Source organism: Bacteroides fluxus YIT 12057 (assembly GCF_000195635.1).
Lineage (GTDB): Bacteria > Bacteroidota > Bacteroidia > Bacteroidales > Bacteroidaceae > Bacteroides > Bacteroides fluxus.
This window is the reverse complement of the sequence record NZ_GL882610.1, coordinates 15222-37902: the sequence shown is the minus strand read 5'-3', so window position 1 is coordinate 37902 and position 22681 is coordinate 15222. Positions and strand designations below refer to the sequence as shown.

Annotated in this window: 16 protein-coding genes; 9 read left to right on the top strand and 7 right to left on the bottom strand. The window is 45.4% G+C overall.

Translation table 11 applies throughout. The annotated features are described in order from the left end of the window. Nucleotides 1-6: 6 nt before the first annotated feature. A complete protein-coding gene (locus tag HMPREF9446_RS02180) occupies nt 7-2361 on the top strand; it encodes an ABC transporter permease (RefSeq protein ID WP_009123748.1) in 2355 nt (784 codons plus the stop codon). 438 nt (nt 2362-2799) lie between these two features. Here HMPREF9446_RS02180 and HMPREF9446_RS02175 read toward each other — a convergent pair whose 3' ends face one another. After that, nucleotides 2800-4143, bottom strand: a complete 1344-nt coding sequence (locus HMPREF9446_RS02175) for an MATE family efflux transporter (RefSeq protein ID WP_009123747.1) — start codon at nt 4141-4143, stop codon at nt 2800-2802. Between the two features lie 117 nt (nt 4144-4260). Here HMPREF9446_RS02175 and HMPREF9446_RS02170 point away from each other — a divergent pair, with 117 nt between their 5' ends. From HMPREF9446_RS02170 to HMPREF9446_RS02160, 3 genes are read left to right on the top strand one after another with little or no spacing between them, the layout of a single operon-like run. Beyond that, entirely contained in the window at nt 4261-4908 is a 648-nt protein-coding gene (locus HMPREF9446_RS02170; protein ID WP_039968279.1) for an HAD family hydrolase, read from the top strand. 44 nt (nt 4909-4952) lie between these two features. Beyond that, nucleotides 4953-5774, top strand: a complete 822-nt coding sequence (panB, locus tag HMPREF9446_RS02165) for a 3-methyl-2-oxobutanoate hydroxymethyltransferase (protein ID WP_039968278.1) — start codon at nt 4953-4955, stop codon at nt 5772-5774. After that, nucleotides 5755-6732: an MFS transporter gene (locus HMPREF9446_RS02160; protein WP_009123744.1), complete on the top strand. Its 978-nt coding sequence runs from the start codon at nt 5755-5757 to the stop codon at nt 6730-6732. Before panB ends, HMPREF9446_RS02160 begins: the two co-directional genes overlap by 20 nt. Here the strand turns inward: HMPREF9446_RS02160 and HMPREF9446_RS02155 are convergent. The 5 genes from HMPREF9446_RS02155 to HMPREF9446_RS02135 all read right to left on the bottom strand — a co-directional run bounded on the left by HMPREF9446_RS02155 (nt 6705) and on the right by HMPREF9446_RS02135 (nt 14704). Beyond that, on the bottom strand, nt 6705-7079 hold the full coding sequence (locus HMPREF9446_RS02155; protein WP_009123743.1) for a diacylglycerol kinase family protein: 375 nt from the start codon (nt 7077-7079) through the stop codon (nt 6705-6707). The genes HMPREF9446_RS02160 and HMPREF9446_RS02155 overlap by 28 nt on opposite strands. 28 nt (nt 7080-7107) lie before the next feature. Beyond that, nucleotides 7108-9324 carry a RelA/SpoT family protein gene (locus HMPREF9446_RS02150; protein WP_009123742.1) on the bottom strand — a complete coding sequence of 739 codons (2217 nt, stop codon included), beginning with the start codon at nt 9322-9324 and terminating at the stop codon, nt 7108-7110. A 109-nt stretch (nt 9325-9433) separates the two neighbouring features. Continuing rightward, nucleotides 9434-10648 (bottom strand): OmpA family protein, encoded by a 1215-nt coding sequence (locus HMPREF9446_RS02145; RefSeq protein ID WP_039968275.1) that lies wholly within the window; start codon nt 10646-10648, stop codon nt 9434-9436. 4 nt (nt 10649-10652) lie between these two features. Continuing rightward, the gene (locus HMPREF9446_RS02140; RefSeq protein WP_009123740.1) at nt 10653-13451 is read right to left on the bottom strand and encodes a collagen-like domain-containing protein; all 2799 of its coding nucleotides are present in this window, start codon (nt 13449-13451) and stop codon (nt 10653-10655) included. A 368-nt stretch (nt 13452-13819) separates the two neighbouring features. Then, complete coding sequence (locus HMPREF9446_RS02135; protein WP_009123738.1) at nt 13820-14704, bottom strand: helix-turn-helix domain-containing protein; 885 nt, start codon at nt 14702-14704, stop codon at nt 13820-13822. 266 nt (nt 14705-14970) lie between these two features. Here HMPREF9446_RS02135 and HMPREF9446_RS02130 point away from each other — a divergent pair, with 266 nt between their 5' ends. Both HMPREF9446_RS02130 and purT read left to right on the top strand, forming a co-directional pair. Then, the gene (locus tag HMPREF9446_RS02130) at nt 14971-16488 is read left to right on the top strand and encodes a DUF4301 family protein (protein WP_039968271.1); all 1518 of its coding nucleotides are present in this window, start codon (nt 14971-14973) and stop codon (nt 16486-16488) included. Nucleotides 16489-16520: 32 nt separating this feature from the next. Next, nucleotides 16521-17687: a formate-dependent phosphoribosylglycinamide formyltransferase gene (purT, locus tag HMPREF9446_RS02125; protein WP_009123736.1), complete on the top strand. Its 1167-nt coding sequence runs from the start codon at nt 16521-16523 to the stop codon at nt 17685-17687. A gap of 82 nt (nt 17688-17769) precedes the next feature. Here the strand turns inward: purT and ispE are convergent, their stop codons facing one another. Further along, entirely contained in the window at nt 17770-18597 is an 828-nt protein-coding gene (gene ispE, locus HMPREF9446_RS02120; RefSeq protein WP_009123735.1) for a 4-(cytidine 5'-diphospho)-2-C-methyl-D-erythritol kinase, read from the bottom strand. A 231-nt stretch (nt 18598-18828) separates the two neighbouring features. On the opposite strand from ispE, the gene dnaB reads away from it, so the two are divergent. From dnaB to HMPREF9446_RS02105, 3 genes are all read left to right on the top strand, one after another. Next, nucleotides 18829-20400, top strand: a complete 1572-nt coding sequence (dnaB, locus tag HMPREF9446_RS02115; protein ID WP_039968270.1) for a replicative DNA helicase — start codon at nt 18829-18831, stop codon at nt 20398-20400. Between the two features lie 458 nt (nt 20401-20858). Continuing rightward, on the top strand, nt 20859-21392 hold the full coding sequence (locus HMPREF9446_RS02110) for a UpxY family transcription antiterminator (RefSeq protein WP_009123733.1): 534 nt from the start codon (nt 20859-20861) through the stop codon (nt 21390-21392). A gap of 260 nt (nt 21393-21652) precedes the next feature. Further along, nucleotides 21653-22678, top strand: coding sequence for a polysaccharide biosynthesis protein (locus HMPREF9446_RS02105; RefSeq protein ID WP_009123732.1), 1026 nt, complete (start codon nt 21653-21655; stop codon nt 22676-22678). Nucleotides 22679-22681: the final 3 nt, after the last annotated feature.

Below are 22681 nucleotides of genomic sequence, written 5' to 3'. Positions count from 1 at the left end.
GCTATTATGAGACAACTATATTATACGATACAAACATTGCTTCGCGGACGTGGAAGTAATGCCGTCAAGCTGATTTCATTGACACTGGGATTGTTGGTGGGCATCCTGCTGTTTTCGCAGATTGTCTATGAACTGAACTATGACACTTTCTACAAAGGACATGAACGGCTTGCCATGTTTGGAACCCGTGAGGTTTCTGCCGAAGGCATTGCCGGACATTGGGAATATGACACTTACCGTCCTGCGGCAGCTGCGTTGGCGGAGTCTTTCCCGGAGTTGGTAGAATGTGCCACTCCTGTCTTCTTCTGGTATCAGCCGGATTTATACATAGCCGACAAGAAGTTGGAAGAGACGAAAGTGCTTTTTGGCGATACTCTCTATTTCCGGACGATGGGCATTGAGGTATTGAACGGTGATCCCCGGCAATTGGCACAGGCGGGTAATGCCTTCCTTTCGAAGAGCAAGGCACAGGAATTGTTTGGCAGTGAAAATCCTGTCGGAAAGACTTTCAGCATGGATAAACGCTACGATATTACTGTGCGGGGTGTTTACGAGGATGTACCCGGAAATATATCCTTTCCCAGCAATGTCCTTATCTCCTTGCCTACGGTAGAGCAAAACTTCGGGCGGGGCACATGGAACAGCAACGACATCTATATGATTTATGTCCGTTTGCGCCACGAGGGTGATCTGGAAAAATTAAACAGCCGAATTACCGAAGCCATAGGACGTTATACGGACGTGAAAGGCCGTTACAACGGTGAAAGTATGGAGTGCCGGGTTCTTCCGGTGACGGACTTCTACTTCAGCAGTTCGGACAATGTGCGGCGGCTGGTCATTCTTGCCGTGTTGGGCTTTTCCATCTTTTTTGTAGCCGGCATGAATTATGCGTTGGCGGCTGTTGCTACTATAGGGCGCAGGGCCAAGATGGTAGGGGTACATAAATGTTGTGGTGCGGATACCGGACACATCATGGGCATGTTCCTTTGGGAGACCGGATTGCTGATGGCGCTTGCTGTTGCAGGCAGCCTGTTGCTCATGCGGCTTTTCAGCGATCCTATAGAAGATATGCTGGGGCTGTCGCGAATAGGTGAGATTTTCACATGGCAGACGATTTGGGTACCTGCGCTGACCGTGGTCTTGCTTTTTCTTGTGGCGGGGGTACTGCCGGGACGGATGTTTGCCCGTATTCCTGTGACGCAGGTTTTCCGCCGTTATATGGACGACAAGCGCTCTTGGAAACGCGGGTTGCTGTTTGTGCAGTTTCTGGGAGTGGCGTTCATATCGGGAATGCTGGCAACCAGTGTAAACCAATATCATGACTTGATGAAACGTGACATAGGCTTTAGCTCTGAACGCCTTTGTGTAGGTACTGCTACCGCAGGCTTCGGTGAATTCTTTTCGGAAGAGTTTGTGCAAGGGGCGCAGCATGTAGCCGACGACATTCGTCGCCAACCGTTTGTGGAGACCGTAGGGTGCAGCGAGCAGAGTATGTTGGAACATTACTCTTCGCAGCCGGTGGAGGCAGAAGGAGGAAGCAAGCGCAGTCTGGTGCACTACCAGTATTTTGCCAAAGGCTTTCCCGAAGCTGTGGGGCTGGAACTTGTGGAGGGACGTTGGCCGCAGCAACCGGGCGAGGCGTTGGTAGGCGAGAATCTGGTGAAGGAGCTGAATTGGGGTGACCAGGTGATGGGACGTGAACTCCTGTCTGCCCGTCGCGGTAGCCGGGATGGGCGTGCCAAAGTCGTGGGTGTGGTACGTGATGTACGCAATATGGGTTTCTTCCAAGGAAAGACCTGTGTGGCTTTTATCCTTGATCCGTCCTTGTGCGCTACCTTCCATGTACGTCTCAAGGCACCTCAACATGAAAATCTGGTCCGTCTGAATGACTTTGTAAAGCAAGCTTATCCCCAATCCGGTATTTCTTTTCTCAGCTATGAGGAAGTGCGCAGCAATGCCAATGCTTCTGTGCTTCGTTTCCGTAATACGGTTTATATGACTTCTGTCTGTATCCTTCTTATTGTGCTGACAGGTTTGGTGGGATATGTGAGTGACGAGACACAGCGCCGTTCAAAAGAGATTGCCGTCCGCAAAGTGAACGGGGCCGAAGCATCTTCCATCTTGCGGTTGCTTTCAGCCGGCATCTTGAAGGTAGCCATCGGTGCGGTTGTGATAGGCATTGCCTTTGCCTGGTATGTTTCAGACATTTGGATGGAACAGTTTCCGGACAGCACACTGCTTTCTCCTGTATGGTTTATTCTGTTGGGCATCTGTCTGTTGACCCTTATCGTGTTGGCGGTAGTGCTGAAAGCATGGCATATCGCTAATGAGAATCCGGTAAACAGCATCAAGAGCGAATAAATATCCCGAAACACTTGACATCGGCTTTTGAATGCCGTATATTTGTAGGGTGAATTTATAGATATTTCTTATTTAATTGGTCATAAAAGGAGAGGCATTGCTTCTCCTTTTCTTTTTCCCCCTCGTCGGATCTGTTTTGCAATGTTGTGCATTTATTCCTTCAATGATATATTTTGGCAGCTGAAACCAAGCGGGTTATCCGTTGAAATGAGAGGGATTTGTACTGAAAACCTCCGTACTTCAGGTGATTAAACTTTGTACTTCCGGACGATAAGGTGTATGGTTTCGGATGATGTGTTTCAGTGAAACAAATCATCTGTTCGGGGCAAACAGATGATCTGTTCAATAGAAATGCATGATGTGTTTTGAAAAAAGAAATGATGGGAGCCGCATGCGTCTGTTAATCTTCCGTAAATCTGCTCTTGACAATATGAAGAGCTATGCCGTGCGGACCGGCAGTCTTTTTATATAGATCCACAAAGCGATGACAGCCGTCACGAACGCGAAGAAATCCGATACAGGCATACATATCCAGATACCGTCCAGACCGAAGTAATGCGGAAAAATCAACAGTCCCGGCAGCAGGTATAGCAACTGGCGTGTCAGGGAGAGGAAGATACTTATTTTCGCTTTGCCTATGCTCTGGAAGAAGTTGCCGATCACAATCTGCGCACCTACCAATGGGAATATGGCAACAGCGATGCGTACACCTCTGGAAGCGATATCTATCAACTCGTCGTCACTGGTGAATATGGCGGATATGGCATGGGGGAACAATTCGCAAATCAAGAATCCGGTACTGGTGATGCACACTCCGGCAATGATGGTCAGGCGCAGGGTGGCTTTCACACGGTCATGCTTCTGCGCACCGAAGTTATAGCCTACAATCGGCTGCATTCCCATCGTCAGCCCTAATACAATCATTACATAAAGCACCAGCAACCGGTTGATGATGCCGTATGCCCCGATAGCCATATCACCTCCGTACTGTTGCAGGCTGTTGTTTACGATGATTACAATGACACATGCCGTTACGTTCATCAGGAATGGTGACATGCCGATGGATAATATACTGCCGATTATGCGCTTCTTCATTTTCCAGAATCCGGAATGTAAACGTACCACACTTGTCTTTTGCAGGAAATGGCTCACCACCCACACCATGCCGATGAACTGTGAGATAACCGTTGCCGTCGCTGCTCCCCGGATGCCCCAGTCAAACTGGAAAATGAAGATGGGAGCGAGGATTATGTTGCAGACCACCGTTACCATGGATGTAAGCATCGCTTTCCTGGGATATCCCGTGGCACGCATGATATTGTTCAGACCAATCATGGTATAAGTGACGGGTGTACCCAGCAAAATCACTTGCATGAAGTCGCGGGCGTATGGCAGCGTGCCGTTGCTGGCACCGAAGAAGCGCAGGATATCATCCAGGAATATAAATGAGATGCCGCCGAATACGAAAGCATTGACCAGGCAGAACATCAGCGTATTTCCCAGCACCTCTGTTGCGCCTTCCTGGTCTTTTTGACCCAGACGGATGGACGATATGGTGGAACCTCCTGCCGATACCATCGTACAGAAGGCCACAACTAAATTCATCAACGGGAAAGTGATGGCAAGTCCCGCAATACCCATGGCCCCTACGCCATGACCGATGAATATACTGTCGATAATGTTGTATAACGAGGTAATCGTCATACCGATAATGGCGGGTATAGAGTACTGTAACAACAGCTTGCCAATGCGTTCGGTTCCTAAAATATGCGGATTGTTCATTGATTTTAATCAATTAAGACATGCAAAGATATGAAATATTTGCTTCATTCGATGATTATTCAGACCTTTGTAGCCCGTATAATTATGGTATTAACAGAATTAGGTAAAAGAAAGTTTATGGACACAGTGAAATCAATGGCCGTCCTTTTTGATTTTGACGGCGTGGTGGTAGATACAGAGACGCAGTACAGCCGGTTTTGGCATCAGATGGGAAAGAAGTATTTAGGAATTGACGATATAGAAGGCAGAGTGAAGGGACAGACGCTGGTTTATATCTATGATACCTTCTTTCCGGGCATGATGAAGGAACAGGCTGAAATTACGGAATGTCTGAACCGGTTTGAGCAGGAAATGTCGTTTGACTTTATTCCCGGTGTACTTGATTTTATAACCGACCTTCACCGGCATCATGTAAAGACTGCGGTCGTTACCAGCTCCAACGAGGCGAAGATGGAGGCTGTCTATCGTGTCCATCCCGAAATAAAGACGCTTTTCGACCGTATCCTTACAGCCGAGATGTTCGCCGCTTCCAAGCCCGCACCGGATTGCTTCTTGCTGGGTATGGAAGTATTCGGCGCTACTCCCGACACCACGTATGTATTCGAAGACTCGTTCAATGGCCTGAAGGCAGGCATGGCTTCAGAAGCAACCGTTATCGGTTTGGCAACCACCAACTCACGTGAGGATATCGCTCCGTTGTGCCATTATGTACTGGATGATTTCACGGGCTTTACTTACGATAAATTAACTCAATTGCACAAGTAATCAGAAAAAGGATTACCTTTGCGGCGAAAAAAAAAGAAATGAATATGGCTGGATATATTTCAGATGACAATCGTAAAGTGACTACGCACCGCCTTGTTGAGATGAAACAGAGAGGCGAAAAAATATCAATGTTGACGTCATACGACTATACTATGGCGCAGATTGTGGATGGCGCCGGTATAGATGTCATTCTTGTAGGAGATTCCGCCTCCAATGTTATGGCGGGTAATGTGACTACTCTTCCCATCACCCTGGACCAGATGATTTATCACGGCAAGTCCGTGGTGCGCGGCGTGAAGCGCGCCATGGTAGTGGTGGATATGCCTTTCGGCTCTTATCAGGGAAATGAAATGGAAGGACTGGCTTCTGCCATCCGCATCATGAAGGAAAGTCATGCCGATGCTTTGAAACTGGAAGGAGGCGAAGAAATCATCGGGACGGTGAAACGTATTCTCAGTGCCGGTATTCCCATTATGGGACATCTCGGCCTGATGCCTCAATCCATCAATAAGTACGGTACATATACGGTACGTGCCAAGGATGAGGCCGAGGCCGACAAACTGGTGCGTGATGCACATTTGTTGGAAGAGGCCGGTTGCTTTGCGCTGGTGCTGGAGAAGATTCCTGCCGCTTTGGCTGCCCGTGTATCCAGTGAACTGACTATTCCTGTCATTGGCATCGGTGCCGGTGGCGATGTGGACGGCCAGGTTTTGGTCGTACAGGATATGTTGGGCATGAACAATGGTTTCCGTCCCCGTTTCCTGCGTCGCTATGCCGATTTGCATACGGTGATGACGGATGCCATCAGCCGTTATGTATCGGATGTGAAGAACTTAGACTTCCCGAATGAAAAAGAACAGTACTAACGGACTTATGACACTGAATTTCTGGCGGGTGTGTGTAGCAAACTTGTTGCTGTTTACATCTGTTTACATGCTGTTTCCCTTACTGCCTTTTATGATGGGGCAGCAATTGGGTATTCCCGTTACGCAAACGGGTGGCATGTTTCTGGCGTTTGCTGCGGCTTTGTTTGTGGTAGGACCGTTCCATGCTTATTTAGGTGATGCATACAAGCGGAAGAATGTGTTTTTATATTCCATGCTTGTTATGCTTGCCGCTACCTTGGGCTATGCTTTTGTAGATAGTTATCCGAAACTTTTGCTGCTCGCGTTCGTGCAGGGAGGCTGTTTCGGGTTGGCTACGACGGCGGGCATTACCGTAGCCATTGATATCACTACTTCTGCACGCCGCAGCGAGGGCAATGTCATTTATGCCTGGGCTGCTCGTCTGGGTATGTTGGTAGGGGTGGCATTGGGCGTGTGGCTGTACCGGATGTACGGTTTCCGTATGATGGCTTATCTTTCCGTTGCCATAGGACTGCTCAGCATGTTTCTTGTATCAAGAGTGTATGTTGCGTTCCGTGCCCCGATGGGGATGTCCTTGTGCAGTGTGGATCGTTTCCTGCTTCCGCGTGCATGGCTGCCGGCAGCCAACGTGATGCTGATAGCCTTTGTGCCGGGGGTCTTGTTGCCGCTGATGTTCACGGGGGACTACTGGTCTTTGTTGGCTTTGGCTGTGTTGGCCTTTGTCACCGTACCGTTTACAAGAATGTTCGTGAAGCTCTCTTATCACTGCCAGCGGGGAACGGCAAATACCACCTGCCAGCTGTCAATGGAAGCCGGTTTGCTGATTGGTGTCGCAGTGTCATGCCGTATGATGGATGTTACTGCGATTTATCATGTTGCCATGACGGCGGCCATATTTTCCATATTCTTCTTTGTCCTGCTGACCTATCCTTATTGTAAGAAGAAGCGGGTGAGGTAAGGAATGAAAATGACCAATCCTATAATTGCCGCCGCCGCAGCGCATACCAGTACTGCTCCGGCGGCAATGTCTTTTACTTGTCCGGCAATGGGATGACGTTCGGGTGAGACCAAGTCAACCAACTTTTCAATGGCGGTATTGAACAATTCCGCAGCTATCACTACTCCTATGCAAAGGAGAATGACCGTCCACTCTGTACGTGTGATTCCCAATGCAAATCCGGCAATGACCACTACCGCCGTGGCAATGAGGTGGAAACTCAGGTTCTGTTCCTTCCCTATGCAACAGCAGATGCCTTTCCAGGCATAGCCAAAACTGCGAAGTTGTTTTCTGAAGTCGTATTTCATGATTATAGGTGGAATCCGTTCCTGAACCTTAGTTCCTACTTACTTGTTTCACTCCCTTCACTGTCCTCAACTTCTTGACCAGCGCTTCCAGTCGTCCCGTGTCACCTACCATAACGGTCAGTGTGCCGGAGAACAAGCCGTCATGAGAGTCGATTCCGATGCTCCGCAACGTAATTCCCGTCTCCTTGGAGATGATGGAGGTAATGTTCGTCACGATACCGATATCATCATGGCCTACCACACGCAGGGTAATGGGATATTGGGTACCTTGTGATTTTCCCGCCCAGCGCGCCTTTACAATACGGTAGCCGAAGCGTGAGTGCAAATCACTGGCGTTGGGGCAGTCGCAGCGATGTATCTTGATGCCGCCCGTGACACTGACAAAGCCGAATACGTCATCCCCATAAATAGGGTTGCAGCAACGTGCCAGTTTGAAATCCAGCCCTTTCAGGTTCTGGTCGATGACAAGAACATCTTCCTTGCTTCCCGTCTCTTCCGGCAAACTCTGCTGCAGGTTGTAGCCTTCGGCGGAACGGTAGGTTATTTCGTCACGCACATCATTGTCACGCTTCTGCTGTTCCAGATATTTGTCGATGATGTTGTTCACATCAAGTGTCTCATCGGCAATGGCCTGGTAGAAGTCCGTCACTACTTTGAAACCGAGACGTTTGATAAGGCGCATCATGGTTGCCTCGTCATACTCTATCTTCCGGTTCTTGAACTTGCGCTCCAAAGTTTCCTTGGCAAAGGCATGCTGGCGGGCAGCCATTTCTTTCAATGCCTGGCGTATCTTGGTACGGGCTTTGGAAGTAGTCACGATATTCAGCCAGTCCTGTTTGGGAGTCTGGGTGTTGGAAGTCATGATTTCTACCTGGTCGCCGCTTTGGAGTATCTGCTTCAGCTGTACGTTCTTGCCGTTTACTTTGGCACCGATGCATTTGCATCCTAACTTGCTATGGATATGGAAAGCAAAATCGAGCACGGTAGAACCCTTGCCCAACTTGAACAGGTCACCTTTAGGAGTGAAGACAAAAACTTCGTCTTCATATAGGTCCAATTTGAAGCGGTCCATTGCCTCCAGTCCGTTGTCGGAGTTTTCAAGGGCCTCGCGTACGGAGGTCAGCCATTCGTCCAGGCCGGTTTCACCCTTTATGCCTTTGTAACGCCAGTGGGCGGCAAGACCGCGTTCCGCAATCTCATCCATGCGTTCGGTACGTATCTGTACTTCCACCCATTTGCCTTCGGGACCCATAACGGTAATATGCAGTGACTCGTATCCGTTGCTTTTGGGAACGGAGAGCCAGTCGCGCAATCGTTTGGGATTGGGCTGGTACATATCCGTCACGATGGAATAAGCCTGCCAACATTCCAGTTTCTCTTTTTCCAGGGGTGAGTCCAGGATGACACGTATGGCAAACAAATCATATACTCCTTCAAAAGGACATTTCTGCTTCTTCATCTTCTGGTAGATGGAATGAATGGATTTGGTACGTCCTTTGATGTGGAAGCTAAGTCCGGCTTCTTCTAATTTCTTCTGTACCGGAGCAATGAAAGCGGCGATGTACTTGTCACGCGATGCTTTCGTTTCGTTCAGTTTTTCCTTAATATGGTAGTAAACCTCTTTTTCGGTATATTTCAGCGAGAGGTCCTCCAGTTCGGACTTCAGTTTATATAGGCCTAACTTATGGGCGAGGGGAGCGTAGAGATATGCCGCTTCATTGGCTACTTGCCGGCGTGCTTCGTCATTGCCGCAATCTTTGATCTGCCGCATGATGTTCACGCGGTCGGCAATCATGATGAGTATGACGCGCATATCTTCAGCGAAGGACAACAGCAGGTTGCGGAAGTTCTCGGACTCGATGGTGGGACTTTTGGAATACAGGTCGTTGACGCGTATCAGTCCGCGGATGATGCCTGCTACATCCTCTCCATAATTCTGTTCCACCTCTTCGGCGGTACAAGTGCCGCATCGTACGGAGTCGTGCAACATGAGCCCCAGAATGGAAGCCCGCTTCATGCCGATTTCCTCTGCAACGATAACCGCTGTCTGCATATCCTTGATAACCGGATTCAGGCCAAACGTATCCCGTCGGATATAGTGGTTTTGTATAGTGTTGACAAGATGTGTTTTCAGCTTCCTGCAGTCACCCTTCAAGAGAGTTTCTCCGGAAAGCTGCAATAATTTTCGATAGAGAGAGAAAAGTCGTTTTTTCTCGTCAGTAGTGAAAAAATCATCTGTTTCCATAATCGTCCGTATTTTGTGCTTCAAAGGTAAGTGAAAAAAATAAATAAACGGTGTATATCCCCGCACAATTAAGGGATATACACCGTTTTTAAATAGATAAAAAGATTATTTACCGCAGATGGTTCCAGTAATCCATGTTCGTAATGATTTCCACTATGATTTTACGGTCTCCTTCCCGTATCTCATTGGAAGCATCTTGCGAGGCGTAAGATATTTTTTTGCCGACTCCTCTTGATTTCAGCATTTCTTCGGGAACACCTTTTTGCAGGAGGGCATTGACAACGGCGTCCGCACGTCTCCGTGACAACCCCATGTTGTATTGCGGTGATCCTTTGGCGTCCGTACATCCTGTTATGAGGTATCTTTTAGTGGTGTCGGCCAGCATGATTCGGGCTATCTGGTCGATAACAGCATCCGATTTCTCTGTTATTTCTGCCTTGTCGAACTCAAAATATATATTGTTGAACAAATCACACAATACGTTTGCATGGGCGGGAGCTTGCACCACTTTCTCCATGATTACAGGCTTTTCCACTACTTTCTCTACTATCTTTTCTACATATTGGATTTCCGGTTTTGCCTTTTTGGATTTGCCTCCAATACGCCATATAAGCCTCACGGTTCCTTGCCATGAATTGGCGATGTGCTTGTATGGCATTATGAGATAGTCTGCTTGGAGCCCCATGCCGAATTTGTCATTCAACCACATGTTTACTCCCGCTCCCAACGAAACAGGGACCAGATTATGCTTGTCGCTTCCTTCTTTGTTGTAGTCGTTCGACAAATTCCAGCCCATTTCCTTGCTGTCGAACTCTTCTATCCCGTTGTAATTGACGTTGAAGTTCTTATACATGTAGTTCACTCCTGCCCGCAGAAAAGGATCGATATAGCTGGAGTGAAAGTACTCACCCAGACGCCATTGAAGTCCCAGGCCTGCCATACCTACCCATCTTGACTCGTGTCCGTTGCGTACGGGGTCTGAACTATAATCCAACATCCCCTGCAAATCCAGGTAAAAATGAGAGTTAAGTTCCCGGGCAACATACAGGTGTCCTCCAAAAAGGAGATCCTTCTTGCTGGTATTTATGGTATAGCCGCCTTTGTGGTTAGTCTGGAAATTAATCACATTGAACCGTGTCATTTGGAGTCCTGTACCTCCTACACCAATTTCCCAGGCTTTTTTAGTGCGTTCCATGCCTGTATGGACATTGTCTTCCTCTGCACTGTTCCCTGAGGACTTTTGTGCATTGGCCGGTACGCCGATGCACAAAGCAGGAACAAGGAATAGTGTTGCATAAATCTTATGTATGTATATCTTCTTCATATTCTTATTCTTCATAGGTAACTTCTACTTCTGGTAATTCATAGGAACTGTTATAGTTTTCAACAACGAATGTCTTGTCATCCTTTCCTTTTCTGAGCCAACCTTGGGTGTACGAATAGAAATATACACTACCATTATTATTTACGCCAATGGTTGCGTTGAGGAATGGTGCAAACACTTTAAAATTCGGGACTTCGGCAGAAGAAGTGTTGTTGGAACTTGAGGCCGTCTGTGAACCGGCTGATGAAGTATAATTGAATGTAACGTATGCCATTTTAAGTTTTCTAGCTTCTTCTTCCGTATAGGTAACGGGTTCTACATAATCCATCTCGTTTTCTTTTACGGTACGTTTAGTTGATGACTTATAGATTTTTGTAAAATCCATCTTTGAAAAATCAAATTCACCTTCAACAGATGAGAAACTGGGTGCCTCACCATTTGAGATTGTTTTCAACTTTAGCTTTTTTAATGTAGGTCCCATCTGGTAAGGAGCCAATAAACATACACCGTTCCATTGGAAACTTTCTCCATAATAAGGATCTCTGGATTTTACCGTGTAGTAAACATCGGTACCATCCCAATATTCAGATTGGTTGTTCTTGAATTTTCCGGGATTCTCCTGAACAAACCGATAAGTATAAATATAGTAATAATACCCTCCACTACTTGAACTACTACTTTGAGATGAATATAATTTTTTATCTGATAAAATACTTTTAGGGTTATTTTTATCGGAGATTCTATAAGCATCCAGATATCTTGAAGCACTGTTCGGCAAATAGGAAGGAATTATCTGCCACTCATCCTCCGGGTTTAGTCTCCGTTGTATATAAAAATATAAATATTGATAACTGCTTAATGAGTTAGAGTTGTCCTTAAGGACCATTCTCATGCGTACTCTATTAGGTACATACGTGTTTTTGGCAGATTGCTGTGGCTCTTTTCCTGCTATGGTGACTTCTTTTACCGTTCCCCAACGCAGGTTTATATCCTGAATTTCAGGCAGGTCTTCTTTAGGGACGATGAACTCTCCCTTATCATCGGCGGTATATACCTTTTCCGCGCTGATACCGGGCATGCCTTTCACTTGGGCTTTGGGCGCGATTTGTCCGGTTTCGTCATAGACTTTATAAAGTACTCCACCGTCAGAGGTACGTACATACTCACCATATTCCGATTGGGAATATTGCGCAATGACATTGGGTATTCCTTTGATGATGGTTACTTCCGTTCCCGGTTTGCCCGGTTCTCCCGGTTTTCCATCTTTACCGTCTTCACCATCCTTACCGTCTTTTCCGCGCAGGTAGTCGTAAAAATCATCCGGAGTATTTTTGTCACAGTCCCAGACGCCACCGTTTCTATGGTCGGTAAGCGCGTCTAATGTTCCGCAACGTTTGGCTAAGTCGTTTTTCCATAATTCATAGGCTGATAGACCGTTCGTTCCGTTTATGCCGTCTTTTCCTGCCAGATAGTCGAAGAAATCCTTTTCTGCTACTTTATCGGAAGGCCATTTCTGTCCGGGGTTCTTGGGGTCATCCACATTGCCTGCAGTTACGGTTTCTTTCCATAGCTCGTAAGCTGATTTTCCGTTACTGCCGTTTGTTCCACTTAGATAAGTGTAAAAATCCGCCATTGTGATTTGATCCTTTGGCCATGGAACATTGTTCTTGTCTTTGATTTTGTCATTTTTGACGTCATTTACCCATAATTCATAGGCAGATGCTCCGTTCACTCCATTTTCACCCCGTGCTTTTATCCCGGTATCCTTGTTTCCTATCCACCAGTTGCCGTTAGTGCCTATTTGTGGTGATACTCCGTCATCTCCTTTGGCACCTTGTGCTGCAATTCCGGTATCTTCGTTTCCTATCCACCATGTTCCATTCTTGATGACCGGAGTAAGTCCGTCTTTACCGTTTTCCCCTTGTTCCCCTTTGGGACCTTGTGCTGCAATTCCTGTGTTGGAGTTTCCTATCCACCAATACCCATCCTTGATATAAGGAGTAAGTCCGTCACTGCCTTTTTCTCCTTGGGCCTTTACTTTTGTATCAGAATTATTGATCCACCAGTTTCCGTTCGGACCTACATAGGGAGATGCTCCGTCTTTACCGTTTTCCCCTTTTTCTCCTTGGGCAGAGATACCGGTATCGTGACTGCCGATGTACCAGTTACCATTTTCACCCACATGCGGAGTGATACCGTTCTCACCATCTTTCCCCTTAAAGTATAAGAAGAAATGTTCCATGGTTGTTTGGTCCTTGGGCCAGTCTATACTTCCTTCAACAACAGATTGTTTCCATAATTCATAGGCGGAAAGCCCGTCTTTTCCGTTGATTCCGTCTTTCCCATCCTTGCCTGTAGCCTTTATGCCGGTATCTTTATTACCGATGTACCAGTTTCCGTTTTCGCCGATATGAGGTGTCTGTCCATCCCTTCCGCTGAGGAAATCCCAGAAATCAGATTCTGTATTTTTTGAGGAAGGCCAATTTTGGGAAGGATCATGAGGGTTGGTTACATTGCCTTGGGCGAGCATGGCTTTCCATTGCTCGTATGCAGACATACCGTCTGCTCCCTTGTCTCCTTTTTCCCCCTTGATGTAAACCAGAAAGTCAGTCAGGTTGATTTTATCGGAAGGCCAGTCTATATGGCCGGCCTCCACTTCTTCTTTCCATATTTCATAGGCAGACTTACCGTTGGGGCCTTGAGGACCCTGAGGCAGTTCAAAATCAATACTACTACATGAAGAATAGAGAATACATAGTAGTAATACCAACAAATAGTTTTTACGTTCTTTTTTTGTATGCATAATTATAAATAATTAAAATAAAACATTCCCCAACAGGCGGTTTGATTCGTTTTACATCTTAAACTACTGTGCTTATGCGATTTGGATCGCAATGATATCAGTGCTTATATCGGTGCAAATTTCTTTGTTTTGCCATAAAGGAGAGTTTCATATCACAGAGATACGGTTGCGTATAACCGTACCTTTCTTTCATATTTATACAGAATTTGTTTCTTATTTTATGGAAGATGGTGCAGATACTGACACGGTTCCAGTCAGTTTCTGAGAACATATTTCCTATGCCTTGTCCTTCAGCGGTAATACGATATTATCTATATTTGTTGTCTTTTGAGACATTGAATGCTGGCTTGACATTGTCTGTGGCTGCATTATTCAAGGGGAGTTTGGCATTTCAGCACTTCTCCCTTTTTACGTATTTCATTGGGTGTGGCTCCAATATTTCTTTTGCAATAGGTGGTGAAGTGGGAAAAAGTCTTGAAATGATAATCCAACATTATCTGTTTAATAGGCAATGTGCTTTCTTTCAGTTGGAATTCAATGTCGCAAGATGTTTGCTTTTGTAACCATTGGTACGGGGTAGTTCCATGAAAACACCTTTTGAATAATTGAGTGAAAACAGGTTCATTGTATCCACATAAAGTAGCCAATTCTTTAGCTGTTCTGCAACTCTTATAGTGCGTCATGACAGCAACGAAGAACTGCAAGTCGTTTGATAAGGCATCATGAAAGATAGAAGCTATCTGATGCTTGCTGTAGCAAATCTTGAACAATGAGAACAGTTCATATTCCTTCGCCCTGTGTAAATCCGGGATTTCCGTTCCGTTTTTCATATAATCCACCAATAAATCCAGGAAAGAGCGCATCAGTGGATGGACAGGAAGTACCTCTATGGGTTTTATATCCTTTACTGTTACGTCTTTCAGATATTCTATTATCCTGTTGTGCAGATAAGGAGCCACAATGTTACATGCATGGACAACGATTTGTACGTCATTCATGGCCTTGATTTTACATTTATGTAAACTGCTGATAAAGAAGAATTCATTCTGGATTGCTATCAGCGGCATCGACTCAATTTGATCTTTGAAGAGGCACAATGAGCCTTTTAGCACGAAACAAACTTGGAATTCATGATTTTCGTTTAGGTCCTGGATTATTTCCCCTTTGCTCATCTGAAAACATCTGAATTGACTGAATCTGGATAACGCAAGAGGATCACGATATAATTTCTCTAATAAAAATAGCATTTCCATATAATATTAACATTTAGGAGTGGAAAAAAGTTCTGATGCATCTTTTTTTAGCAAATATAATTGGATATTTAGAATGTTTTAAAGTTGAGAAAGGATATGAAACCAAATCAATACTAATATGAAATCAAATCTCTATTTTAGGAAAGAAACCGCAAGATATGAATACTGTGACGCTATATAAAGAAAAAAATAACTTTTGCATTTTCTTTTGGAGAGTCGGTTTATTTTTTTGTATTTTTGGGCATAAATTAATAAAACAAGATATTATGATGACACTGCAAGACAAAGAATTGCTCGCAAAGAAGGGTATCTCTGAACAACAGATTGCCGCCCAGTTGGCTTGTTTCAAAAAAGGTTTTCCTTATCTGAAGCTGTTTGCAGCCGCTTCTGTGGAGAATGGCATACTGGCTCCGGATACTGATGAACAAAAGAAATATTTGGATGCATGGGAGGCATATACTCAAACGGACAAGACGGTAGTGAAGTTTGTTCCGGCTTCGGGAGCTGCCAGCCGTATGTTTAAGAATTTGTTTGAGTTCTTGGGAGCTGATTATGATACTCCCCAGACCAATTTTGAAAAGACTTTCTTTGAAAGAATAGAGAAGTTCGCCTTTTATGATGATTTGAATGCCGCTTGCCAGAAAACTGCCGGGAAAGAGATTCCTACCTTGGTGGCTGAAGGTAACTACAAAGCCGTAGTCGCTGCGCTGCTTGAAGGGGCGGGACTGAACTATGGCGCTCTTCCCAAAGGTTTGCTGAAGTTCCATAAATATGAGGACGGCAACCGTACTCCATTGGAAGAACATCTGGTGGAGGGTGCGCTGTATGCGGCCAACAAGAACGGCAAGGTTAATGTACATTTCACGGTTTCTCCCGAACATCGCGCCCTGTTCAAGGCATTGGTTGACGAGAAAGCAGCCGCATACGCCAAAAAGTATGGTGTGGATTACAGCATTTCTTTCTCTGAACAGAAGCCCAGTACTGATACGGTGGCTGCCGATATGGAGAACAATCCGTTCCGCGATAACGGTAAACTGCTGTTCCGTCCCGGTGGTCATGGTGCGTTGATTGAAAATCTGAATGATCTTGATGCGGATGTTATCTTCATCAAGAACATTGATAACGTGGTGCCCGATAAACTGAAAGGCGATACCGTATTATATAAGAAATTGATAGCCGGTGTACTGGTTGCTTTACAGCAGCAGGCCTTTGCTTATCTGCAGTTGCTGGATAGCGGTAAATACACGCATGAGCAGATTCTTGATATTCTGCAGTTCCTGCAGAAGAAACTTTACTGTAAGAACCCTGAGGTCAAGAACCTTGAAGATTCTGAACTGGTCATCTATCTGAAGGAAAAACTGAACCGTCCGATGCGTGTCTGTGGCATGGTGAAGAATGTGGGTGAACCCGGTGGCGGTCCGTTCCTTGCATACAACAGTGACGGTACCATCTCTCTGCAGATTCTTGAGAGTTCACAGATTGACATGAATGATCCGGAGAAAAAGGATATGTTTGAAAAGGGTACCCATTTCAACCCGGTAGATTTGGTATGTGCCGTAAGAGATTATAAAGGACATAAATTCGATCTTGTAAAGTATGTGGATAAGGAGACTGGCTTTATCTCCTATAAATCCAAGAACGGCAAGGATCTGAAGGCTCTTGAACTTCCCGGTTTGTGGAACGGTGCCATGAGCGACTGGAATACGGTATTCGTGGAAGTTCCTTTGACTACATTCAATCCGGTGAAGACGGTGAATGATTTGTTGAGAGAACAACATCAATAAGGTTATAAAATCGTTAAATCGTAAATAAATAGATGAAGAAAATTTTATTGTTAGGTTCCGGTGAGCTGGGCAAGGAGTTTGTGATCTCCGCCCAACGCAAAGGCCAGTATATCATTGCGTGTGATTCGTATGCCGGAGCTCCCGCCATACAGGTGGCAGATGAGTGTGAAGTGTTCAGCATGTTGGATGGTGACGCCTTGGAACGTGTGGTGCGTAAGCATCAGCCGGATATTATTGTACCGGAAATAGAGGCTATCCGTACGGAACGTCTGTATGACTTTGAAAAGGAGGGAATCCAGGTGGTACCCAGTGCACGTGCCGTAAACTTCACCATGAACCGTAAGGCTATACGCGATCTTGCCGCCAAAGAACTCGGATTGAAAACCGCTAGATATTTCTACGCCAAATCTTTGGATGAGTTGAAAGCCGCTGCCGAGAAAATAGGCTTTCCTTGTGTGGTAAAGCCGCTGATGTCTTCTTCCGGTAAAGGACAGTCACTGGTCAAGAGCGCCGACGAGTTGGAACATGCCTGGGAATATGGGTGTAATGGGAGCCGGGGTGATATCAAGGAACTTATCATTGAAGAATTTATCAAGTTTGACAGTGAGATAACTTTGCTCACCGTGACTCAAAAGAATGGTCCCACTTTGTTCTGTCCGCCTATCGGACACGTGCAGAAGGGTGGGGACTACCGTGAGAGTTTCCAGCCTGCCCATATCGATCCCGCCCATCTGGTAGAAGCACAGGATATGGCAGAGAAAGTGACCCGTGCATTGACCGGCGCAGGACTTTGGGGAGTGGAATTTTTCCTCAGCCATGAAAATGGAGTTTACTTCTCCGAACTTTCTCCGCGTCCGCATGATACAGGCATGGTAACTTTGGCGGGAACACAGAATCTCAATGAATTCGAGCTCCATTGCCGGGCAGTGCTTGGTTTGCCTATTCCGGGTATCAAGCAAGAGCGTATCGGTACCAGCGCTGTAATCCTTTCACCGATTGCCAGTCAGGAACGTCCCAACTATCGCGGTCTGGAGGAAGTAACCAAGGAGGAGGATACTTATCTTCGGATCTTCGGCAAACCTACTACCCGTGTGAACCGGCGTATGGGGGTTGTATTATGCTATGCACCGTTGAGCAGTGATCTTGATGCCTTACGCGATAAATGTAAGGGTATTGCCGCCAAAGTGGAAGTATATTAAACAATTCGTACTTGATGATTAGTGTGGGCGGGTAATCTTATCATATGATTGCCAACCCACTTTAATCATTAACCATAGATTATCATTCAAATTTCCCTTGATAGACAAATGCCTTTTCTCCAAAATTCACTTCCGGTAATGAAGCGTCTTCTTTAAATATTCCATAAACCGATGAGCCGGATCCACTCATGGAGGCATAGATAGCTCCTTGCCGATACATCTCTTCTTTTATTTCTCCTATAGCCGGGAACTGGGGAAATACGCTCTCTTCGAAATCATTGACCATAATCCCTTTCCATTCTTCTACGGGCAACTGTACGATATCTTTCAAGGATCTGTCCGGGCGATGCGGTCTGATCCGGGCAAATGCATCTTTGGTTGATACGAAAATATCCGGTTTGACCAACCATATCTGATATCCTTTCAGTGAAAATGTAATGGGGGAGAAGATATTGCCAATCCCTTCGGCGTATGTAGGCTGGTTCCGGACAAAGAATGCACAGTCTGCACCCAGTCTGGCGGCATAATCTTCTAATTCCTCAGTTGCCAGTCCGAGATTGAACTTCTCGTTCAGCAACTTCAGCATGAAAGCCGCATCTGCCGATCCTCCTCCCAGTCCTGCCCCCGACGGTATGTGCTTAAACAGGTGGATGTCTATCGGTGGGAGATTGAACCGGGCATCCAATAATTTGTAAGCTTTTACCACCAGATTGTTCTCTGCCTCTCCGGCTATTTCCATACCTGCCTGATGCAGGCGGAACTTTTCGTTTCCTTCGTTCAGTATATTTATCTCCAGTGCGTCTTCAACGGGAACCGGGTAGAAGATCGTCTCTAAATTATGATATCCGTCAGGGCGCTTTTCAGTAATATTCAGCCCCAGGTTTATTTTGGCATTTGGAAAGACAAGCATGATTTGACAGGCAAATTAAAAAATGAATAATTAATAATTAAAAAGAGGAAGCGGCGGAGCAGGACTTCCGTAGGCAAAGTTAGTGAATTCTGTTTATAATAGATTGATAATAGATTGAAAACTTAACAATGATTTATTTATCGCTATGAATAAAATCGATTATCTTTGCTTCCCCTTTTTGAAAAAGGGAGAGTTCATTTAATTTCTAATTTTCAATTTTTAATTCATAAAGTGGCAGAACAAAGAAAAACATTCCGCACTCCGAAGAGCAAGAATCCGCAGCCCGTTACAGATTACGGACGTATCCAGCCCCAGGCACCGGAGTTGGAAGAGGCGGTGTTGGGTGCTTTGATGATTGAGAAAGACGCTTATTCTTTAGTAAGTGAAATTCTTCGTCCGGAGTCATTCTACGAGCATCGGCATCAACTGATCTATTCCGCAATCACGGATTTGGCTGTAAACCAGAAGCCGGTTGATATCCTTACCGTGAAGGAACAACTTTCCAAGCGGGGAGAATTGGAGGAAATAGGCGGTCCGTTTTATATTACCCAGCTAAGTAGTAAGGTTGCGTCTTCTGCGCATATTGAGTATCATGCCCGTATCATTGCCCAGAAGGCATTGGCTCGTGAACTGATAACTTTTACCAGCAATATTCAGAGTAAGGCTTTCGATGAGACTCTGGATGTGGATGATTTGATGCAGGAAGCTGAAGGCAAACTGTTTGAAATCTCCCAGCAGAATATGAAGAAGGATTATACGCAGATTAATCCTGTCATTGCCGAGGCATACGATCTTATCCAGAAAGCTGCTGCCCGTACGGATGGTTTGAGCGGTTTGGAAAGCGGCTTCACCAAATTGGATAAGATGACTTCCGGCTGGCAGAAGTCCGACCTTATCATTATAGCTGCCCGTCCTGCCATGGGTAAGACGGCATTCGTACTTTCTATGGCAAAGAACATCGCTGTAAATTTCCGCAATCCGGTTGCGTTGTTTTCTCTTGAAATGAGTAACGTACAGTTGGTGAATCGTTTGATATCCAACACGTGCGAGATTCCGAGTGAGAAAATCAAAAGTGGACAGTTGGCGGATTATGAATGGCAACAGTTGGACTATAAGTTGCGCGACCTGTTGGATGCCCCCTTGTATGTGGATGATACCCCATCTTTGTCGGTCTTTGAGCTGCGTACCAAAGCACGCCGTCTGGTGCGTGAGCATGGGGTGAAAATCATCATCATTGACTACCTTCAGTTGATGAATGCAAGCGGTATGTCGTTTGGTAGCCGTCAGGAAGAGGTAAGTACCATTTCGCGTTCTTTGAAAGGTCTGGCCAAAGAGTTGAATATTCCTATTATAGCGCTGTCACAGTTGAACCGTGGTGTGGAGAACCGTGAAGGCGAGGAAGGCAAACGTCCCCAATTGAGTGACCTCCGTGAGTCCGGTGCCATCGAACAGGATGCCGATATGGTATGCTTCATCCACCGTCCTGAATATTATAAAATCTATACTTCTGCCGATGGCAGTGACCTGCGTGGTATGGCGGAAATTATCATAGCCAAGCATCGTAACGGTGCTGTAGGTGATGTACGCCTGCGGTTTATCGGTCAATATACCCGTTTTCAGAATCCGGAAGATGATATGGTTATCCCACCTCCAACGGAGGGGGGAGGCTATATGGTCGGTTCGGGCATGAACACTCCTATAGGGAGTCCTTCTACACCGCCACCGCCCTCATCGGCCGATTTCGTTCCCCAGACAGACAATCCTTTTGGGGGAGTAGGAACGGATGGACCGTTGCCATTCTAAAGATAAGTCCAAATAAAAAGTTAATATCGTGTTTGCAGGAAGTTAATATCATGCAGACACGATATTAATTTTTTGTACTGCATGATATTAATACTTTGTGCTACATGATATTAGTAGGTTGTAGCCTAAAGATTTTCATTTTTAATTATAAAAATATTTTGTAATTTCATTTCTTGAAGCTACCTTTGCGACCATTAAGCGAATGTCTTTTGAATACAGGCTGTTCTTAATTGATTTGTTTAAGGTTTCTTTCAGGTTTGGAAGGCCACATATGTGTTTCACTGCTCTTTTTCTGTGATAGTGGGGAGTCTTGAAATAAAATGAATGCAGAATAAGTTATTGAAAATAATCGCATTACATAATTTGACCGGGAGGTATTTCACTACTCCGGTGTCCCCCGAAAATATCCTTTTCTCAGCTAATAATCGATAGCGATAATCGAGTTTTGTTTATTGACAATGAATACTTTATATAATTGGTTTGCCGTCCGTGTCACTTATGGCCGTGAATTGGTATTAAAAGCCATGTTAGATGAGGAAAAGATAGAGAGTTTCATCCCTATGCGTTATGAGTACGTTTCCAGGAATGGCAAGCGGATGCGCAAACTTGTTCCCGCTATCCACAATCTCGTTTTCATTCATTGTACCCGTAAAAAAATGGATGAAATAAAGGAATTGTTTGGTGCCAAGGTTCCTATACGCTATATCATGGATCGTGAAACCCGCCAGCCCATTGTTATCCCTGATGAGCAGATGCGTAGTTTTATTCTTGTCTCCGGCAATTACGACGAGGCTGTGCTTTATCTGGAGCCTATGGAACTTGCCTTAGTGAAAGGGCAGAAGGTGCGTATTACGGATGGCATCTTCAAAGGTGTTATCGGGGAATTTGTCCGTATCCGTCATGATCGCCGGGTGGTGGTGAGCATAGAGGGGGTGATGGCGGTTGCTACTACTTTTATTCATCCGTCGCTGGTGGAGGCGGTGGAAGGATGATGATGCATTCTAATATTTGATAAAGTTTCTATTCAATTGATTTTATAGTTCGTGGGTATATAAGTAGTGTGGTAACTGCTGATAATGGAGTCTTATGTTTACCCTAATGAAAGTAAATGGAATATAAAATCCAAAGTGCTGTTTATTGTGTAATTTTATGTATCAGATACAGAGTATCTGATATGGGCATTTGTGGTCAAATGCTTTATTGGGATAGAGCTTAGAGAGTTTGTGGCAGGAAAGTTATAATAATAGATAAAATGTTCAAAGACAAAGTTTTATTGATTACTGGAGGCACAGGCTCTTTCGGTAATGCCGTTCTCAATCGTTTTTTGGATTCTGATTTGAAAGAAATCCGGATATTCAGTCGTGATGAAAAGAAACAGGATGATATGCGTCATCGGCTTCAAAACAGTAAAGTGAATTTTATAATAGGTGACGTCCGTGACTTTGAAAGTATAAATAACGCGATGCGTGGAGTGGACTATGTATTTAGTGCGGCCGCCTTGAAGCAAGTCCCTTCCTGCGAGTTTTATCCCATGCAGGCAGTCCGTACTAATATTGTGGGTTCTGAGAATGTGTTGGAAGCGGCTGTCAGGAACCAAGCGAAACGTGTTGTGGTATTGAGTACGGACAAGGCTGCTTATCCTATAAATACGATGGGTATGACAAAGGCGTTGATGGAGAAGCTTGCCATTTCTAAAGCCCGTGATCCGAGGGCCCGTGATAACGGAACTGTGATCTGTGCTACCCGTTACGGCAATGTGATGTGTTCCAGAGGATCTATCATTCCGTTGTTCATTCATCAGATTAAAGCCGGTCTTCCCATGACTGTTACGGTGCCTGAGATGACTCGTTTTATGATGTCTCTTGACGATGCCGTTGACTTGGTCCTGTTTGCTTTCGAGCATGCTGAACCTGGTGACCTGTTTGTACAGAAAGCTCCTGCTGCCACTATAGAGGTATTGGCTCAGGCCATAAAGGAACTTTTCCGTGCGGATAATGAAATCCAAGTGATTGGTGCACGTCACGGTGAAAAAATGTACGAGACGCTTTGTACCAATGAGGAAATGGCGAAGGCTGTTGACCTTGGAGACTTTTATCGGGTTCCTGCAGACCTTCGCGATCTGAACTATTCAAAGTATGTGGATATTTTTGGCCATCGGGTTGATTGCGAACAGTATAATTCAGATAATACTCGTAGATTGGACGTGGAACAAATGAAGGAACTCCTGCTGACTCTGGATTATGTGAAAGATGAACTTGCCGATTACACCAACAAATAATAA

Bases quoted from the DNA above. Each gene is read 5' to 3' on its own strand.
- ispE (WP_009123735.1), bottom strand. From the start codon at position 18,597: ATGCTTGTCTTTCCAAATGCCAAAATAAACCTGGGGCTGAATATTACT.
- HMPREF9446_RS02140 (WP_009123740.1), bottom strand. From the start codon at position 13,451: ATGCATACAAAAAAAGAACGTAAAAACTATTTGTTGGTATTACTACTA.
- HMPREF9446_RS02145 (WP_039968275.1), bottom strand. From the start codon at position 10,648: ATGAAGAAGATATACATACATAAGATTTATGCAACACTATTCCTTGTT.
- HMPREF9446_RS02135 (WP_009123738.1), bottom strand. From the start codon at position 14,704: ATGGAAATGCTATTTTTATTAGAGAAATTATATCGTGATCCTCTTGCG.
- HMPREF9446_RS02180 (WP_009123748.1), top strand. From the start codon at position 7: ATGAGACAACTATATTATACGATACAAACATTGCTTCGCGGACGTGGA.
- HMPREF9446_RS02110 (WP_009123733.1), top strand. From the start codon at position 20,859: ATGAATACTTTATATAATTGGTTTGCCGTCCGTGTCACTTATGGCCGT.
- HMPREF9446_RS02170 (WP_039968279.1), top strand. From the start codon at position 4,261: ATGGACACAGTGAAATCAATGGCCGTCCTTTTTGATTTTGACGGCGTG.
- HMPREF9446_RS02175 (WP_009123747.1), bottom strand. From the start codon at position 4,143: ATGAACAATCCGCATATTTTAGGAACCGAACGCATTGGCAAGCTGTTG.
- HMPREF9446_RS02155 (WP_009123743.1), bottom strand. From the start codon at position 7,079: ATGAAATACGACTTCAGAAAACAACTTCGCAGTTTTGGCTATGCCTGG.
- HMPREF9446_RS02160 (WP_009123744.1), top strand. From the start codon at position 5,755: ATGAAAAAGAACAGTACTAACGGACTTATGACACTGAATTTCTGGCGG.
- purT (WP_009123736.1), top strand. From the start codon at position 16,521: ATGAAGAAAATTTTATTGTTAGGTTCCGGTGAGCTGGGCAAGGAGTTT.
- panB (WP_039968278.1), top strand. From the start codon at position 4,953: ATGGCTGGATATATTTCAGATGACAATCGTAAAGTGACTACGCACCGC.
- HMPREF9446_RS02130 (WP_039968271.1), top strand. From the start codon at position 14,971: ATGATGACACTGCAAGACAAAGAATTGCTCGCAAAGAAGGGTATCTCT.
- HMPREF9446_RS02150 (WP_009123742.1), bottom strand. From the start codon at position 9,324: ATGGAAACAGATGATTTTTTCACTACTGACGAGAAAAAACGACTTTTC.
- HMPREF9446_RS02105 (WP_009123732.1), top strand. From the start codon at position 21,653: ATGTTCAAAGACAAAGTTTTATTGATTACTGGAGGCACAGGCTCTTTC.